Annotated in this window: 18 protein-coding genes; 3 read left to right on the plus strand and 15 right to left on the minus strand. The window is 61.8% G+C overall.

The genetic code is table 11. The features are described from left to right. The 10 genes from AC1DVH_RS16290 to AC1DVH_RS16335 form a co-directional block, all read right to left on the minus strand. A partial coding sequence (locus AC1DVH_RS16290; RefSeq protein WP_477754673.1) for a Rossmann-fold NAD(P)-binding domain-containing protein occupies window positions 1-358 on the minus strand: 358 nt, incomplete at its 3' end. Window positions 359-379: 21 nt separating this feature from the next. Next, the gene (locus AC1DVH_RS16295) at window positions 380-1,678 is read right to left on the minus strand and encodes an MFS transporter (RefSeq protein ID WP_477754674.1); all 1,299 of its coding nucleotides are present in this window, start codon (window positions 1,676-1,678) and stop codon (window positions 380-382) included. A 103-nt stretch (window positions 1,679-1,781) separates the two neighbouring features. Continuing rightward, window positions 1,782-2,768: a sugar kinase gene (locus AC1DVH_RS16300; protein ID WP_477754675.1), complete on the minus strand. Its 987-nt coding sequence runs from the start codon at window positions 2,766-2,768 to the stop codon at window positions 1,782-1,784. After that, window positions 2,761-3,543 carry a sugar phosphate isomerase/epimerase family protein gene (locus AC1DVH_RS16305; protein WP_477754676.1) on the minus strand — a complete coding sequence of 261 codons (783 nt, stop codon included), beginning with the start codon at window positions 3,541-3,543 and terminating at the stop codon, window positions 2,761-2,763. The genes AC1DVH_RS16300 and AC1DVH_RS16305 overlap by 8 nt, the downstream gene beginning before the upstream one ends. A gap of 163 nt (window positions 3,544-3,706) precedes the next feature. Continuing rightward, on the minus strand, window positions 3,707-4,732 hold the full coding sequence (locus AC1DVH_RS16310) for a LacI family DNA-binding transcriptional regulator (protein ID WP_477754677.1): 1,026 nt from the start codon (window positions 4,730-4,732) through the stop codon (window positions 3,707-3,709). Window positions 4,733-4,872: 140 nt separating this feature from the next. Next, complete coding sequence (locus tag AC1DVH_RS16315; RefSeq protein WP_477754678.1) at window positions 4,873-5,481, minus strand: LysE family translocator; 609 nt, start codon at window positions 5,479-5,481, stop codon at window positions 4,873-4,875. Between the two features lie 52 nt (window positions 5,482-5,533). Further along, on the minus strand, window positions 5,534-6,373 hold the full coding sequence (locus AC1DVH_RS16320; protein ID WP_477754679.1) for an AraC family transcriptional regulator: 840 nt from the start codon (window positions 6,371-6,373) through the stop codon (window positions 5,534-5,536). A 77-nt stretch (window positions 6,374-6,450) separates the two neighbouring features. Beyond that, complete coding sequence (locus AC1DVH_RS16325; protein WP_477754680.1) at window positions 6,451-7,092, minus strand: DUF1345 domain-containing protein; 642 nt, start codon at window positions 7,090-7,092, stop codon at window positions 6,451-6,453. Between the two features lie 180 nt (window positions 7,093-7,272). Then, the gene (locus tag AC1DVH_RS16330) at window positions 7,273-10,371 is read right to left on the minus strand and encodes a multidrug efflux RND transporter permease subunit (protein WP_477754681.1); all 3,099 of its coding nucleotides are present in this window, start codon (window positions 10,369-10,371) and stop codon (window positions 7,273-7,275) included. A 15-nt stretch (window positions 10,372-10,386) separates the two neighbouring features. Beyond that, on the minus strand, window positions 10,387-11,544 hold the full coding sequence (locus AC1DVH_RS16335; protein ID WP_477754682.1) for an efflux RND transporter periplasmic adaptor subunit: 1,158 nt from the start codon (window positions 11,542-11,544) through the stop codon (window positions 10,387-10,389). Window positions 11,545-11,837: 293 nt separating this feature from the next. Here AC1DVH_RS16335 and AC1DVH_RS16340 point away from each other — a divergent pair, with 293 nt between their 5' ends. The 3 genes from AC1DVH_RS16340 (at window position 11,838) to AC1DVH_RS16350 (ending at window position 14,231) form a co-directional block, all read left to right on the plus strand. Next, on the plus strand, window positions 11,838-12,539 hold the full coding sequence (locus AC1DVH_RS16340; protein ID WP_477754683.1) for a response regulator: 702 nt from the start codon (window positions 11,838-11,840) through the stop codon (window positions 12,537-12,539). Between the two features lie 4 nt (window positions 12,540-12,543). Further along, on the plus strand, window positions 12,544-13,845 hold the full coding sequence (locus AC1DVH_RS16345) for an ATP-binding protein (protein ID WP_477754684.1): 1,302 nt from the start codon (window positions 12,544-12,546) through the stop codon (window positions 13,843-13,845). A 110-nt stretch (window positions 13,846-13,955) separates the two neighbouring features. Further along, window positions 13,956-14,231: a hypothetical protein gene (locus tag AC1DVH_RS16350; protein WP_477754685.1), complete on the plus strand. Its 276-nt coding sequence runs from the start codon at window positions 13,956-13,958 to the stop codon at window positions 14,229-14,231. Between the two features lie 45 nt (window positions 14,232-14,276). Here AC1DVH_RS16350 and AC1DVH_RS16355 read toward each other — a convergent pair whose 3' ends face one another. The 5 genes from AC1DVH_RS16355 to AC1DVH_RS16375 all read right to left on the minus strand — a co-directional run. Beyond that, complete coding sequence (locus tag AC1DVH_RS16355; protein WP_477754686.1) at window positions 14,277-15,038, minus strand: anti-sigma factor; 762 nt, start codon at window positions 15,036-15,038, stop codon at window positions 14,277-14,279. Continuing rightward, a complete protein-coding gene (locus tag AC1DVH_RS16360) occupies window positions 15,038-15,520 on the minus strand; it encodes an RNA polymerase sigma factor (protein WP_477754690.1) in 483 nt (160 codons plus the stop codon). Before AC1DVH_RS16360 ends, AC1DVH_RS16355 begins: the two co-directional genes overlap by 1 nt. A 66-nt stretch (window positions 15,521-15,586) precedes the next feature. Beyond that, a complete protein-coding gene (locus tag AC1DVH_RS16365) occupies window positions 15,587-16,129 on the minus strand; it encodes a tetratricopeptide repeat protein (RefSeq protein WP_477754687.1) in 543 nt (180 codons plus the stop codon). Between the two features lie 408 nt (window positions 16,130-16,537). Next, window positions 16,538-17,491 carry a D-2-hydroxyacid dehydrogenase family protein gene (locus AC1DVH_RS16370; RefSeq protein WP_477754688.1) on the minus strand — a complete coding sequence of 318 codons (954 nt, stop codon included), beginning with the start codon at window positions 17,489-17,491 and terminating at the stop codon, window positions 16,538-16,540. Window positions 17,492-17,504: 13 nt separating this feature from the next. Then, a partial coding sequence (locus tag AC1DVH_RS16375; protein ID WP_477754689.1) for an alpha/beta fold hydrolase occupies window positions 17,505-17,802 on the minus strand: 298 nt, incomplete at its 5' end.

Raw genomic sequence — 17,802 nt, forward strand, 5'->3', positions numbered from 1 at the left:
CCACTACGCGCCGGGCCGTTGCCAGGATCAGCGCGAAACCAGTGTCGGCGGTGGTTTCTGTCAATACATCCGGCGTGTTGCTGAGCAGGATGCGCCGCTCGCTCAGGTAGTCGATGTCGTAGTTATCGACACCCACCGAGACGCTGGCAATGGCTTGAAGGTTGGGTGCCAGATCGAGCAATTCGGCATCCAGTTTCAGGCTGGCACCCAGCAAACCGTGGGCGCGGGGCAGGGCATCGCGCAGTTTGCCCAGGCCCTCGGCATCAAGGCTTTCGATCAGCGTCACTTCGGCCTGCTCGTGCAGGCGAGCCATCAGCAGCGGCGAGAGTTTCTTGTACAGGACGACCTGCTTTTTCATCTTCGGGATCTCAACTTCAATTCAGGAATGTGCCGTGGCGGTGCGCGTTACTGTGGCCGTGGGCCGCTCCCGATCGCTGGCGCCGGGCTTGAGGAAAATGGTCAGCAGCACCGAGAACATCAGCGCGCCGCTCATCAACAGGTACGAGGCGCCGGGCGAGCCGGTAGAGCTGTTCAGGTAACCGACCAGATAGGAACCGCCAAAGGAACCGAGGGCGCCCATGCTGTTGATCAGCGCCATGGCGCCGCCCGCGACGTTGGCCGGGAGGATCTCCGGAATGATTGCGAAGAACGGTCCGTAAGGCGCGTACATGCAGGCGCCGGCAATCACCAGCAGGGTGTAGGACCACCAGAAGTGTTCGGCACCCAAGGCGTAGGAACCATAGAAGGCAATCGAGGCAATCAGCAGTGGCGGCCAGACGAAACGTTTACGTTTTTGCAGCTTGTCCGAACCCCAGGACACCAGCAGCATGCCGATCACCGCCGCCAGGTACGGCAGCGCCGACAGCCAGCCGGCCTGAATCATGTCCATCTGCGCGCCGGCCTTGAGGATCGATGGCAGCCACAACACGAAACCGTACACGCCAATGCTCCAGCAGAAAAACTGCAGGGCCAGGATGATCACTTTGGGTGAGCGGAACGCTTCGGCGTAGTTCTTCACGGCCTTGATGCCGACCTGTTCGGCGGCCAGTGCGCTTTCCAGGTCCTGTTTTTCCTGATCGTTGAGCCACTTGGCTTGTGATGGACGATCATCGGCCAGGCGCCACCAGATGAATGCCCACAACACCGCTGGCAAACCTTCGACGATGAACATCCAACGCCAGCTGTAGTGTTGCACCAGATAGCCCGAGACCACCGACATCCAGAGCATGGTCACCGGGTTGCCGAGGATCAGGAAGGTGTTGGCCCGCGAGCGTTCGGCGCGGGTGAACCAGTGGCACAGGTAGATCAGCATCGCCGGCATCACTGCCGCTTCGACCACGCCGAGCATGAAGCGGATGACGATCAGCCAGTAGGCGTTGGAGACGATCCCGGTCAACGTCGCCAGGCCGCCCCAGAGGATCAGGCTGACGAAAATCAGCTTCTTCACGCTGTGTTTCTGCGCGTAGATCGCGCCGGGTACCTGGAAGAAAAAGTAGCCGAGGAAGAACAGCGCGCCGAGCATCGACGACAGGCCTGGTGTGATCATCAGGTCCGCCGCCATGCCGGACGCGGCGGCGAACCCATAGTTGGCGCGATCCAGATACGCCAGGCTATAGGTGATGAACACGATGGGCATGATGTACCACCAGCGGCGGGTGGCGAGCGTTGCGGTTTTCATGGTGGTGCTCCTGAGCTTGTTGTTTTTGTCGCAGCAGGTAACGGTTTGAATCTTCAGTGACTGTGCTGGCCTCATCGCGAGCAGGCTCGCTCCTACGTTGGATCTACGTTCGACACAAATCCTCTGTAGGAGCGAGCTTGCTCGCGATGGCGGCCTCAAATTCGCTGACCATTTCGGATCGGATCGGCAACCCCTCCATATCCCCCCGGCTCTGCACCGCACGGCTGCCAATCCAGTTGGCGCGTTGCACGGCCTCGACAACGCTTTGGTTTTCCAACAGCGCGCTGATCATGCCGACGGCAAACCCATCGCCGGCACCCACCGTATCGACCACAGTTTCCACCGGCACCCCAGCCACGAAACCTTGATCAAATTGTGTGCGGTAGTAAGCACCGTGCGGGCCAAGTTTGATCGCCACGGCTTCGGCGCCTTGGTCAAGGTAGAAGGAGGCGATGTCGGCCGGATCTTCGAAACCGGTCAGCAAGCGACCTTCGCTCAACCCCGGCAGCACCCAATGGGCGAGGGCAGCGAGGCGGTTGATCTCGGTGATCATTTGTTGCTCGCTGGCCCACAGGCTCGGGCGCAGGTTCGGGTCGAAGGACACACTGCACCCGGCCTCGCGCATACGGGTCATCAATTCGAACGACATCTGCCGCGCCGACTCCGACAGCGCCGGGGGAATGCCGGTGGCGTGCAGGTGTCGGGCCTTGAGCAATTGGGGCACGATCGAGTGCGGCGACAGGTGACTGGCCGCCGAACCACGGCGGAAGTACTCGACCACCGGATCGCTGCCATCGTCAGTGCGGGACTTGAGTTGAAAACCGGTCGGGTGGGCGGTGTCGATATCGACGTGGCGGCAATCCAGGCCTTCTTTTTCCAGGGTGTCGACCACGAACCGGCCCAGCGAGTCGGCACCGACACGGCTCAGCCATGCCACGTTGAAGCCCAGTCGGGAAAGGCCAATGGCGACATTGCTGTCAGCCCCGGCAATGCGTTTGTGAAAAGCGCCGACGCTGGCCAGATCACCCGCCTGCTCGGCGACGAACATCGCCATGGTCTCGCCGAAGGACAGAATATCGATCTCAGACATGAGCACTCTCCAGCTGCGATTGGCCGAGGTGGGCGAGGGCAGCGACGTGCTCGGTGGTCAGTTGCACCAGGTCATCGCCTTGCAGCGGATATTCCGCGGCCCGCATAACGCCCTGGGCCATGTGCTGCAGCAGGTGTTCCCACTGTTGCAAGTCACTGACGGCGGGCGCGATGGCCACCAGTTTGCCGTCGGCACGACGCGTGACCGCTTTGCAGTGCACATAACCGACGTGACGACCGAGCAACCGCGCGGCGCTGGCGGCGGACTGGTCCTGCCAGTGCCAATTGCCGATATCGAAGGTCATTTTGATCGGCAGCTCGTGCTGCTCGACGTCCGCGAAAAAACGCTGGAAGGGTTCAATGCGGCCGCCGTGCAGGGTCTGGTCGTTTTCCACCAGCAACTGCACGGCGCTCTCGCCCAGCACCCGGGCGAGGGTTTGCAGATCGCTGTTGTCGGTGAAATAGCCCAACGACACTTTCAGCCATTTGGCGCCGAACGCCTGGGCGCGTTGCAGGGCCGTGATCAGTTCGGGGTTGGGCCTGGATTGCCCGGCCAGCCATAGCTCCATTGGTGATGAATACACGCTCTGCAGGCCTTCTGCTTGAGTGGCATCGGCCAGTTGAGCGGGGTCCTCGATGGTCAGTAATTCTTCACGCCACTCAATGCGCGTGGCGCCGGCGGCGGCGAGAATCTCGATGAAGCTGCCCTGGCCGCGTTGACGCACAAGGTCGGCACCGTAGCTGGAAAGGCTGATGGAAACGGCTGGTCTGTTCATTGTTTTTGTACCTCTGAAACCGGTTTCATTTTTGTTCAAAAAAAATGGCTGTGAATTTGTGCTGTTCTTCGGGGCCCCTTCGCGGGCAAGCCCGCTCCTACAGTAGATTTGTGAATACAGGCCCATTGTAGGAGCGAGCCTGCTCGCGATGGCGCCGGAACATTCAACGAAAATTTCCAAGGGTCGACCCTCTAACAACCAGCCGCGCCGAAAAATCCAGCGTCCGCACCGCCCCGTCATCCCCGCGCAGCCGCTTGAGCAGACACTCAAACGCGCTGGCGCCCATCTCGGTGGTCGGCTGAGCGAGGGCGGTAATGCCGCTGCCCACCAACGGGTACCAATCCAGGTCATCGAGGGCGATCAACCCCACATCATCGAACAGGTTGCACTGGAGTTCACGCAACGCATGGGTGCTGGCCAGCGCCGCGATCCCGTTGGCGCAGAACAGCGCTTTCGGGCCGGGGCCAGGCGTGTCGAGGAAGGTTTTCAGTTGGGCGGTCAGTTCGCTGCCGGTTTCGATGTGCGTGCCGCGAAGCGCCGGGCGTTGCTCTATTTGCGCCTTGAAGCTGGTGACCCGCTCGATTCGCGAACTGGTGCCGTCGAACGGCTCGGTGACCAGCAACACATCGCGATAACCGCGCTCTTGAAGATGGGCGAGGGCCATCTCGACCGCCGCAGGGTTGTTCAGCCCGACCATATCGCTTTCGAGGTGCTCGACCTTGCGATCCACCAGTACCAGGGGCATTTCCCGGTGCAGTTCGTGCAATTGATCACGGTGATGACCGAGGGTGTTCACGATCAGGCCTTCGATGTTGTACGAGCGCAGCAGGGCCAGGTGCTGGCGCTCCTGCTCGTCGTCGCGGTCGGTGTTGCACACCACCAGGCTATAGCCGTGCTGACGGCAGGCGGTTTCCACCCCGTGCATCACGGCAATTGAATAAGGGTTGCGGATGTCGGCCACCAGCATGCCGATCAGGCGGGTGCGCCCGCGTTTCAGGCCGCGGGCCATCTGGTTCGGGCGATAGCCGAGTTCGGCAATTGCCTGTTCGATGCGCTGGGCAATGGCATCGGAGAGCAGAGCGCGATCATCGCCAATGAACCGCGAAACGCTGGCCTTGGAGACCTTGGCGTGTTCGGCCACGTCGAGCATGGTCACGCGGCTGCGCTGGGCGGCGGAGAAATCATTCACGGTCTGAAACCTTCTTATTGGATTTATAAGGTCGAGTGCTTCGTGAGATCGCACTGAAACCGGTTTCAGAAGACACCAAAAGTTAATTCGCCGTCAAGCCCCGGATGGTTTTTTGTCGAACAATCACCGACAAGTGGCGCTCAGGCCAACACGCTCAACCACGCAGAACCCAGCAATAACAGGCCCATGCAGCGATTGAAGCGTTGCATGGCACGGGGTGAGCGCAACCAGCGGCTTGAACCGGCACCGAGCAGCGCCCAGACCGCGAGGCATGGCAGGGAAACCAGAAAAAACACCAGCGACAAATACATCACTTGCACGGCGTGATGATCGCCAGCCCCGGCAAATACACTGACCACCGCCAGCGCCATCATCCAGGTTTTCGGGTTGATCAGTTGCAGGCTGGCGGCCCCCCTCCATCCGAGGCGCGCCTGGCTATGGCTGGCGGCAATGGCCGTTGTCGGGGCGCTGTAAATCTGCCAGGCCAGATAGCTCAGCCACGCCACACCGGCCCATTGCATGACGTTTTGCACCACGGGCCACGCAGTCAATGATGACCCGACCCCCGTACCCACCAGCCACACCAGGGTCGCCGCGCTGGCACAGGCGCCGACGATGATCGGCACAGCCGCGACCCACCCGTATCGAGCGCTGTTGCTCAGCACCAGAATATTGGTCGGGCCGGGGGTGATCGAGGCTACGAAGGCAAACAGCAGGAAAGGCAACAAAGTCGGGAACGAGGGCAGCATCGCGGGTTAACTCCGGTGAAGATCAGTGAAGTCGATCTTCACAATCCCGGGCTTATCTGTCTGGAAGATTTGAGCAGCGCTTGCGGTACAGCGCCGGCGTCAGGCCGTAGGCGCGCATGAACCAGCGCCCCAGATGGCTCTGATCGGCAAAGCCCAGCGCCATTGCCACCGCCGCCGGTTGTTCGCCACGGGCCAGCAGGCGGCGGGCGGTGGCCAGGCGCAGTTGCACCAGATACGCGTGGGGCGCCATGCCATAGGCAGCCTTGAACGCGCGGGTCAGGCGGAAGCGGTCGACGCCTGTGACAGCGGCCAGTTGATCGAGGCCGATGTCGTATTGCGCGTTGGCATGCAGGTATTCCCGGGCTTTCTGTGCCACTCGCGGCAGACGCGGGTCCTGGCCATCGCGGGCGCGCCAGTGCAAATGGCTGGTCAGGCGTTCGAGCAAACCGTCGAGGGCGGACTGGCGGACGATCTTCAGTTCACCGCGATGCAGGGTTTCAAACGCCAGGCTGGTGGCCTGGGCCAGGCGCGCATCGCTGGCCAGGGTGGCGGCGAAGCTCAGCTGGTTGTTGTCGGGGGCATGGTCGAACACGGCGCTGAGTTCGCGCTGCAACCACTGCGGGTCGAGGTACAACATGCGGTAGGTGAATCCGTCCGCGGTCGGCGCTTCACCATCATGGATATCGCCGGGCTCGAGCAAAAACACCTTGCCCGGCGTGCTCTGGTGCCTGGCCCGTCTGCAATTGAATTGCTGGACCCCTTGCTCGGTGACGCCCACCAGATAGCTGTCATGCCAGTGCGGATCATAGGCGTGACCTTCGAAATGCGCGCGCAGGGTCTCGATGCCGGTGTCGGCATCCTGGGCCAGATCGAGCCAGTTGTGAGAAGTCATGCTGCACCTGCACGGCGGATTGACCGACCCATTTAACGCTCGCGCCGTGGGTGATGACTAGAACGTTTGTGCAGCTTTCAGTTGAACAGCCCGGCGGCGATGTTGATCGAGAACCCGAGAATGGCCGTGTTGAACAGAAACCCGATCAGCGACTGCGCGAGCACGATCTTGCGCAAGTCACGGGTGGCCACCCCGACATCCGAGGTTTGTACCGCGACGCCGACGGTGAACGAGAAGTACAGGAAGTCCCAGTAATTGGGCGTCGTCAGGCCTTCAGCAAAACGCAGCGCCGGCTCTTTGCCTTCCCAGGTGTAAAACAGGCGCGCGTAGTGCACGCTGAAAATCACCCCGATCAGCAGCCACGAACCGATCACCGTCAGCGCTGTGAAGCCGTAATGCAGGAGCTTTCGGGTGGTTTCCAGGTCTTTGCTGCCGGCCAGTTCGAAGGTGATGGTCGCCAGGCTGGCCAGTGCCGCAATGCATACCACCAACAGCACCAGCCCGGCGTTTTCGTCTTCGATCTCGGCAATGCGCTTCACATCCGCCGCTTTGGAGCGCACAACGAGCCAGGACATCAGGAACAGGTAGGTCCAGACGCCGGCATTCCAGCCGAAGAGGATCTTGCTGATCAGCGAATCGGCCGGAACCAGAATGCCCACCGCGATGCCCAGCAGGATGGCGGCGGAGAGGCGAGGATGGGTGCGCGCGAGGAAGATCATGGAGGCTCGACGGGTTGGGGCTTTGCCAACACCTTAGCCCAGGTGACCCCAATCTTGAAATCACCGAGCCCCCCCTGTGGGAGCGAGCTTGCTCGCGATAGCGGACTGACAGTCAACACAGTCATCGACTGACAAGGCGCCATCGCGAGCAAGCTCGCTCCCACAGGGGCTGGTGTTGGGTCAGGTGTTTTTATGTCGCTTGCGCACCAACTTCATCACCACCACAAAAAACACCGGCACGAACACCACGGCCAGGGTCGCCGTGATCATCCCGCCGATCACCCCGGTGCCGATGGCTTGCTGGCTCGCCGAACTGGCGCCGGTAGCCAACGCCAGCGGCACCACGCCAAGAATGAACGCCAGTGAGGTCATGACAATCGGCCGCAACCGCAGGCGTGCCGCTTGCAGGGTTGCATCGATCAGGTCGTGGCCTTCGTCGTACAGGCTCTTGGCGAACTCGATGATCAGGATCGCGTTCTTTGCCGACAGGCCGATGATGGTGATCAGCCCGACCTTGAAGAACACATCGTTGGGCATCCCGCGCAAGGTTACCGCGAGCACCGCGCCGAGCACACCCAGCGGCACCACCAGCAGCACCGAGGTCGGGATCGACCAGCTCTCGTACAACGCCGCCAGGCACAGGAACACGATCAACAGCGACAGCCCAAGCAGGATCGGTGCCTGGCTGCCGGACAACCGTTCCTGCAACGACAACCCGGTCCATTCCTGGCCCAGGCCCGCCGGACCTTGCGCCACCAGCCGCTCGATCTCGGCCATGGCCTCACCGGTGCTGTGGCCCGGGGTCGGTTCACCGGAAATGCTGATCGCCGGGTAGCCGTTGTAGCGGGTCAACTGCGCCGGGCCCTGAGTCCACTTGGCCTGCACGAAGGCCGACAACGGCACCATTTTTTCGTGGGTGTTACGCACGTGAATCTTCAGCAGGTCAGCCACCTGACTGCGCTGGTCGCCCTCGGCCTGCACCACGACGCGCTGCATCCGCCCCTGATTGGGAAAGTCGTTGATGTAGGCCGAGCCCACGGCCGTGGACAGCACGTTGCCGACGTCGGCAAAGGACACACCCAGCGCGTTGGCCTGCTTGCGGTCGACGATCAGTTGCACCTGCGGTGCCTCGGCCAGGGCGCTTTCGCGCACGTTCATCAGAATCGGGCTTTTTTCGGCCGCCGCGAGTAGGTCGGTGCGAGCCTTCATCAACTTCTCATGACCGAGGCCGCCGCGATCCTGCAGGCGAAATTCGAATCCGCTGGATGTACCCAGGCCATCCACGGGCGGTGGCAGTACGGCAAATGTCACCGCGTCCTTGATCTGGCTGAGGGCAACGTTGGCCCGGTCGGCAATCGAGCTGGCCGAATCGTCGCTGCCACGCTCGGACCAGTCTTTGAGCGTGCTGAACGCCAGCGCCGCATTTTGCCCGCTGCCGGAGAAGCTGAATCCGAGAATCACCACGCTGTCACGAATGCCCTGTTCCCCGGCGTTGTGCGCTTCAACCTGTTCGGCCACCTGTACCGTGCGGTTCTTGCTCGCGCCCGGTGGCAACTGGATGTCGGTGATGGTGTAACCCTGGTCTTCCACCGGCAGGAACGAGGAGGGCAAGCGACTGAAGGCCAAGCCCAGACCGATCAGCAGCACGCCGTAGATCAGCAGGTAGCGCCCGGTGCGTTTCAACGCGTAGGCCACCCAGCCCTGATAGCGTTCGGTCAGTTGCTCGAAGCGGCGGTTGAACCAGCCAAAGAAGCCGGTCTTTTCGTGGTGTTCGCCTTTGGCAATCGGCTTGAGCAACGTCGCGCACAGGGCCGGGGTCAAGGTCAGGGCGAGGAACGCCGAGAACAGGATGGACGTGGCCATCGACAGCGAGAACTGCTGGTAGATCACTCCGACCGAGCCCTGCATGAACGCCATCGGAATGAACACCGCGACCAGCACCAGGGTGATGCCGATGATGGCCCCGGTGATCTGCCGCATGGCCTTGCGCGTGGCTTCCTTGGGTGACAAGCCCTCGGTGGCCATGATCCGCTCGACGTTCTCCACCACCACGATGGCATCGTCCACCAGAATGCCGATGGCCAGCACCATGCCGAACATGGTCAGCACGTTGATCGAAAATCCAAGCGCCAGCATCGTTGCAAAGGTGCCCATCAGCGCCACCGGCACTACCAACGTCGGAATCAGTGTGTAGCGGATGTTTTGCAGGAACAGGAACATCACCGCGAACACCAGCAACATCGCCTCGCCGAGGGTGTAGACGACCTTGGTGATCGAGACTTTGACGAAGGGCGAGGTGTCGTATGGGATCTTGTATTCGACGTTCGCCGGGAAGTAGCGCGACAGCTCATCCATCTTCGCCCGCACCAGGGTCGCGGTGTTCAGGGCGTTGGCACCGGGCGACAACTGCACGGCGACGGCGGTGGACGGCTTGCCGTTCAGGCGCGTGGAAAACTGATATTCCTGGCTACCGATCTCGACCCGCGCCACATCGCTGATGCGCACGGTCGAGCCGTCCGCATTGGCCTTGAGGACGATGTCGGCAAACTCTTCGGGGGTCGACAACTGACCCTTGACCAGAATGGTTGCGGTGATTTCCTGGGTGGTGCGGGTCGGCAGATCGCCGATGCTGCCTGCCGACACCTGGGCGTTTTGCGCGACGATGGCGGTGTTGACGTCCGCCGGTGTCAGGTTGAAGGCGAGCAGTTTCTGCGGGTCGATCCAGATCCGCATCGCCCGTTCGGCGCCGTACAGCTGCGCCTTGCCGACGCCGTCCAGACGCTTGACCTCGTTCATCACGTTGCGCGCCAGGTAATCGCTGAGCGCCACGTCGTCGAGTTTGCCGTCGCTGGAGGTGAGGGTGATCAACAGCAGGAAACCGGAGGAGACTTTCTCCACCTGCAAACCTTGCTGGATCACCGCTTGTGGCAGGCGTGACTCCACGGCTTTCAGGCGGTTCTGCACATCGACCTGAGCCAGTTCCGGGTTGGTGCCCGGCTGGAAGGTGGCCTTGATGGTCGCGCTGCCGAGGCTGCTCTGGGATTCGAAATACAGCAGGTGATCGGCGCCGTTGAGCTCTTCCTCGATCAGGCTGACCACGCTCTCGTCCACGGTTTGCGCCGAAGCGCCCGGGTACACCGCGTAGATTTCGATTTGTGGCGGCGCGACATCGGGGTATTGCGCCACCGGCAGTTGTGGAATGGCCAGCGCACCGGCCAGCAGGATGAACAGGGCAACCACCCAGGCGAACACCGGGCGGTCGATAAAGAACTGCGGCATAAAAAAGCGTCCTGCTTACTGACCAGTCACCTGGGCAAGTGGAAGAGGGGTGTCGTCGATCTGCACTTTCTCGCCGACGCGGGCGTGCTGCAGGCCCTCGATGACGATGCGGTCGCCTGCTTTCAGGCCGCTGGTGACGATCCAGCGATCGTTCTGCACGGCGCCCAGTTCGACCGGTTGCTGGCCGACCCGCTGTTCGCCGTCGAGCAGCAGCACCTGGGCGATGCCGGCGCTGTCGCGCTGGATGGCCCGTTGCGGCACGCTGATGCCCTGCCGGTTGACCGCTTGTTCCAGGCGCACGCGCACGAAACTGCCCGGCAGCAAGTCAAGGTCGGGGTTGGGGAACTCACTGCGCAGAATGATCTGGCCGGTGCCCGGGTCGACGCTGATGTCGCTGAACAGCATTTTGCCCGGCAGCGGGTAGAGGCTGCCGTCATCCTGAATCAGCGTGGCCTTGGCCTGGTCCTGGCCGACCTGCTGCAACTGGCCGGAACGGAAGGCGCGGCGCAGCTCGTTGAGTTCACGGGTGGACTGGGTCAGGTCGGCGTGAATCGGGTTCAATTGCTGAATCAGCGCCAGCGGCGTGGTTTCGTTCTGCCCGACCAGCGCGCCTTCGGTGACCAGTGCGCGACCGATACGCCCGGAAATCGGCGCCGTGACTGTGGCATAACCGAGGTTCAACCGGGCGCGCTCCACCGCCGCCTTGTTGGCGGCGACGTCGGCGGCGGTCTGCCGTGCGTTGGCCCGGGCGTTGTCGTAGTCCTGACCGCTGATGGCCTTGTCGTCGATCAACTGGGCGTAGCGCTGTTCCTGCAATCTGGCCTGGAACGCGTTGGCCTCGGCCTTGCGCAACGCCGCTTCGGCGCTGTCCAGGTCAGCCTTGAATGGCGCCGGGTCGATGCGGAACAACACATCGCCATGTTTCACGTCACTGCCTTCACGGAAGGTCCGCTGCAGGACCACGCCGGCCACGCGGGCACGCACTTCGGCCATGCGCGGCGCAGCAATCCGTCCGCTCAGTTCACTGCTGATGGTCAGTGGCCGCGCTTCGATGGTCTCGATGCGAACCGTGGCCAGCGGCGCCTGTTCCTCGGCATTCGTGGACTTGTCACACGCACCCAGTGTCAACGCCAGAGCAATCAGACTGAGCCTGGCAAGCAGATTCTTTGACATGTAATACCCCAATAAAGACTCCCAGCATCCTACTGGGCGACGGCGAGGGTAGCGGTGAAGCTTTGTTGGTGCTGTGTGAAATTGTGTAAGGGTTTTACTCAGGTGTGCGTGAGGGCGTATATCCTTCAGTCCTTGATTTCTATTGCGCCAGATAGATTGCTATCGCGAGCAAGCTCGCTCCCACAGGGATTTGATGTGAACACAAATGTTGTGAACACCACCGGCCACTGTGGGAGCGAGCTTGCTCGCGATGGCGGCGTATCTGGCGCCAAAGCACTTTCTGGAAACACCCAATGCCCAACATCCTCCTGGTCGAAGACGACACCGCCCTCGCCGAACTGATTGCCAGCTACCTGGAGCGCAACGGTTATTCCGTCAGCGTGATCGGCCGTGGTGACCATGTGCGCGAACGTGCGCGGCTCAATCCGCCGGACCTGGTGATCCTCGACCTGATGCTGCCTGGCCTTGACGGCTTGCAAGTCTGTCGCCTGCTGCGCGCCGATTCGGCGACCCTGCCGATCCTGATGCTCACCGCCCGCGACGACAGCCACGACCAGGTCCTGGGCCTGGAAATGGGTGCCGACGACTACGTCACCAAACCCTGTGAGCCGCGGGTGCTGCTGGCCCGGGTGCGAACCTTGTTGCGCCGCAGCAGCCTCAGCGAGCCGCAGACCGCCAATGACCGCATTCTGATGGGCAACCTGTGCATCGATTTGTCCGAACGCACCGTGACCTGGCGCGAGCAATTGGTGGACCTGTCCAGCGGTGAGTACAACCTGCTGGTGGTGCTGGCCCGGCATGCCGGTGAGGTGTTGAGTCGCGACCAGATCCTGCAACGCCTGCGCGGCATCGAGTTCAACGGCACCGACCGTTCGGTGGACGTAGCGATTTCCAAGTTGCGGCRCAAATTCGACGACCACGCCGGCGAGGCGCGCAAGATCAAGACCGTGTGGGGCAAGGGGTACTTGTTCAGCCGTTCCGAATGGGAATGCTGAGCCGATGTTCAGAATCCTCTTTCGTTTGTACCTGGTGACCATCGTTTCATTCAGTGCGGCGATCTATCTGGTGCCGGATCTGGTGGTCAAGGTGTTCCACGAGCGCTTTGTCACCTACAACCTCGATTACTCCCGCGGGTTGCAAACGCTGATCGTCAAACAGTTTCACGCAGCACCGGCCGAGCAGTGGACAGCCCTGGCGGCTGAAATGGACAAGGACTTCAATCCACTGCACATCGTGCTCAGTGGCAATGACGACAGCAGCCTGACGCCTGATGAACAGCAGCGCTTGCGCCGCGGCGAGAACGTCGTGCGCGTCGGAGACTGGGGCTGGCGCACGCTGGCGGTCGCACCGCTGAATGAGCGCACCGTGGTGCAAATGGTCGTGCCACCCGATCCGCTGGACGTCAACCTGTTGTACTGGAGCATCAACGTGCTGATCGGCGCGACCATGCTCGCGTGTCTGTTGCTGTGGCTGCGCCCGCACTGGCGTGATCTGGAACGCCTCAAGGGCGCGGCCGAACGCTTTGGCAAGGGCCACTTGAGCGAGCGCACGCAAATTTCCCCGAGTTCCAACATCGGCAGCCTGGCCAGCGTTTTCGACACCATGGCCGGCGACATCGAGAACCTGCTCAACCAGCAGCGGGACTTGCTCAATGCGGTGTCCCACGAGTTGCGCACCCCACTGACGCGCCTGGATTTCGGCCTGGCGCTGGCGCTGTCCGACGACTTGCCGGCGGCCAGTCGCGAGCGCCTGCAAAGCCTGGTGGCGCACATTCGGGAACTCGATGAATTGGTGCTGGAGTTGCTGTCCTACAGTCGCCTGCAAAACCCGGCGCAACTGCCGGAGCAGGTCGAGGTGTCGCTGGATGAGTTCATCGACAGCATCCTTGGTAGCGTCGATGAAGAGCTGGAATCCCCGGAAATCGTCATCGACGTGCTGCTGCACGGCCAGCTCGAACGCTTCAGCCTTGACCCGCGCCTGACCGCCCGTGCCCTGCAAAACCTGCTGCGCAACGCCATGCGCTATTGCGAAAAACGAATCCAGATCGGTGTGCAGGTGTATGCCGGCGGCTGTGAGATCTGGGTCGACGATGACGGCATCGGCATTCCGGATGACGAGCGTGAGCGGATCTTCGAGCCGTTCTACCGCCTCGACCGCAGCCGCGACCGCGCCACTGGCGGATTTGGTCTGGGGCTGGCGATCAGCCGCCGCGCACTGGAGGCGCAGGGTGGCACGCTGACGGTGGAAGCCTCGCCGCTGGGTGGGGCGCGCTTTCGCTTGTGGTTGCCGACTTCGGCTTGATTACGACGAGCGGCAGCTTCTTCTGTCAGTTTTGACAGTAGCAAGACGCTGCGCTTGCGCGTTTCATTGGTCTGCGACCTCAAGAGAAGGCGGTAGGCTGGAGGAGAAGAATGAACGCGCCAACAATAAAAATCAGCGGGCGAGGCACGATCAGTGCAATCCGGGACGTCAAAGTCGAGAGTGTGTCGACAAAATTCGCGATGGTCCTGCCCGATGGCGGCTATAGCAGATTGGCGATCAGGATTGGACCCAACATCACCGCAGAGGGTCGCGCCTGTTTTCTTGTTGGCGATGCAGTGAAATATACGATGTCGAAGGGGGCTGACGGAGAGCTGCCGAGGGCACACGACCTTGAGAGGGTGGGCGTCGATATCTGGACAACTTGATGGCTTGCGGGGTCTTTTTCGATCCCGCAAGCCATTGTCTGTGCTTCAAGCGCTCAACCGACTGCGCAACAACTTCGCCATCTCCTCCAGATCCGTCATCGGTTGATGCCCGATCAGCATCCAGGCGTGTTCCATGTCAGCCCAATACACGATGTTCAGCTCGCGCCGCTGTTCCCGGGCGAAATGGCGGCTGCCGCTGTTGGAGCGGGTGACGCACAGCGCCATGGGGCCGTGCGCCGGATCGAGGTAGGTGATCTGGGCGATCGGCACACCGTCGTACTCGAGGATTTGCGCGCGCTTGAACTCGGCACGTGGCAGGCTCAGTTTTGCCGGCGCGAGGTCCAGGCCCAGGCGCGCATCGATGGTCCGCAGTTGTGCCCGCTGGGCGGCCTCATCAGCGGGTAAATGATCCAGGGTTTCCGGCACGTAGAGCGCCATGTAATCGGCCACCAGGCCGCGCCAGTTGTGGGTCTGCTGGCTCGCTTGCCAGCCGAGGAACAACCGGTCCGCCAGCACGCCGCCGGCCAACAGTGCGGCCGCGGCGGCAAGGAACCAGCGCCGGTTGAGCCCGGGGCGGACGGGCGAGGGCATCGTCGCGAGCATGGCTTGCAGACGATCCACCGGCGCCTGCCGGGCCAATTCATCGTAGGCGTCCTTGAACGGCAGGCTGCTGCGATCCAGCCATTGCAGGCGCAGGCCGAGCATCGGGTCGGCGATGATGGCCGCGTCGATGTGCGAGCGCTGCTCGGCATCGAGTTGGTTGTCGAGGTAAGCCACCAGTTGTTCGTCCGAGGTTCTCGCGCTCATCAATGTTCTCCTCGGTAAGGGTGCGGCACCGTGTGCAACGGTGGATATTCGGCCAGTTTCGCCCGGGCGGCGGCCAGGCGACTCATCACCGTGCCGATGGGCACTTGCAGCACGTCGGCGACTTCGCGGTAGGACAAGCCCTCGACGTAGGCGAGAAACACTGTTTCGCGCTGGGTCTCGGGCAACGCATCGACGCGACGGATGACCTGTGCCGCCAACACATGGGTCTGGGCCACGGATTCACCATCGAACGACAAGGCCTCATCGGCATCCACCTGACCCTGACCCTGACGCACCCGCTGGGCGCGGATTTCGTTGAGCCAGATCGAATGCAGAATGCTCAGCAGCCAGCGGTCCATGCGCGTTCCCTCCACGAATTGCCCGGCCCGCTCCAACGCCCGCACGCAGGTGGCCTGCACCAGGTCATCGGCAACATGCCGTTGACGGGACAACAGCAGGCCGTAGCGCCATAAACGCGCCAGATGCTGGTTCAGTTCCGTTCGTATTGTCTGATCGCTGGCGATGGCGACCTCCGTCCGCTCAGGTTTTCAGGTTTTCGATGAGTCGTTGATGGCTTCGGCCAGGTCCTGGTACTCCTCGCATTGAGTGCTGCCGCAAATGGATTTGATCTGCTGCAGTTGTTCCTGCGCGAGATCCAGCCGGCCTTTGATCACATAGGCCTCGCCGAGGTATTCGCGGACTTGCGCGTATTGCGGGTCGAGCTTCACCGATTGCAGGTAATAGCCGATGCCTTCGTCGGTGCGTCCCAGTTTACGCGTGGCGTAGCCGCGATAGTTCAGTGCTTTTGCTGTATTTGGCTGTTTCAGCGTGTCGAGCAGGGCCAGGGCCTCTTCGTAACGTCCGTCCTTGGCCAGTTGCCAGGCATAGTTGGTGCGGTCTTCGTCCGGCACCAGGTTGCTGGCCTGCCTGACGCACCGATTCGATCGGGTATCCAGCACTTGACCTTTCGGGCAGGTGGGTCTGGTGGGCATGTCGTCACCGCCGCCGCCACCGTTGGCCAGGACGAGGGAGCCGGACAACGCAACGGTCAGCAACAGCGGGGTCATCAGAACGGCAAAACGAATATTCATGGGCTTTGCTCCACAGGTTCAGGCGTTTCAGATCAGGTCGCGCCCCGCCAGAGGCAGCGCAAGGTTGAGCCAGCCAACGGCTTGAACAATTGAAGGGGCCTGACTGCCCCGGCAATCTCATGCTCATGGTTGATGTCATGAGAACACCGCAGCATGAACAATTATTCACTGCGATCTTGCGTTGTTTTCAAGGAAAGCTCATATCGGGGCGCAGGCATGGTTTTGTGCCTTACACAGCTTTATGTGCGCTGAAGATCCCTGTGGGAGCGAGCTTGCTCGCGATGCGGAGTGTCATTCAACTTTGATGTCGACTGATACACCGCTATCGCGAGCAGGCTCGCTCCCACATAGGAATTTCGTCGAATACAAGATCTGGGCGGTGCTCCAACGAAGCATGGTGACGAGCTATCAACCCAGCGGACGAATCGGTGTGCCCGCCGCCCAGGCTTGAATGTCCTCGATCATTTGCGAGAAAAACAGCTGATAGTTCTGTTGGCTCACGTACCCGACATGGGGTGTTGCCAGCACGTTGTCCAGGGTCCGGAACGGATGGTGCGCAGGGAGCGGCTCCTGCTCGAAGACGTCCAGGGCGGCACCGGCCAGCCGTTGTTTCTGCAGCGCCTTGATCAGTGCCGCTTCATCGACAATCGGTCCGCGAGCGGTGTTCACCAGCAGCGCCGTGGGTTTCATCCAGCCCAATGCTTGCGCGTCCACCAGGCCCCGACTGCGGTCGCTGAGCACCAGGTGCACCGACAGCACGTCGGCCTGTTCGAACAGTTCCTGCTTGCTGACATGGGTCACACCGACTTGTGCTGCTCGTTCGGCCGTGAGGTTTTCACTCCAGGCGATCACGCGCATGCCGAACACCTGACCGAACTGCGCGACGCGCTGGCCGATGCTGCCCAGGCCGAGGATGRCCAGCGTCTTGCCATGCAGGTCGCCTCCCAGGCCTTGTTGCCATTGGCCGGCACGCAGGGCATTGGCTTCGACCACCAGATTGCGGGTTGCGGCCATGATCAGCGCCCAGGTCAGCTCCGGTGCGGCGTGTTTGTAGCTGTCGGTGCCGCTGACCTGTATGCCCCGCGCGGCGGCGGTTTTCAGGTCCAGGGCGGCGTTGCGCATGCCGCCGGTCACCAGCAGTTTGAGCTTCGGCAGGCGGCGCAGCAGGTCTTCATCGAAACGGGTGCGCTCGCGCATCACGCAGATCACCTCGAACCCGGCGAGGCGCTCGGCCAGGGTTGGGTTATCGGAGGGGTAATCATGGAGAAAACTCACCTGGCCGACGCTGTCCAGCGCCGACCAGTCCACCACATCCCGCGCCACATCCTGCCAATCATCAAGCACTGCAATCTGCACAGGCATCAGCCTTTCCTCTTCAACGCACGGGGTTGGTCTTGTTCAGCCAGGCGAGCAGGGCCTGGTGGAATTGTGCCGGTTCTTCCATCTGTGGCGCGTGGCCCATGCCAGGGAATTCGACCAGCGTGGACTGGGGAATCAGCTTGGCCACCTGTTTGCCGAGGACCTCGTAGTGCCCGAGCTTCGCCTTGATTTCGGGGGAGGCGATGTCACTGCCGATGGCGGTAGTGTCGGACGTTCCGATCAACAGCAGGGTCGGCACTTTCAGGTCCTTGAATTCGTAGTACACCGGTTGGGTGAAGATCATGTCGTAGATC

It is taken from the genome of Pseudomonas sp. P4_C3 (assembly GCF_056402075.1).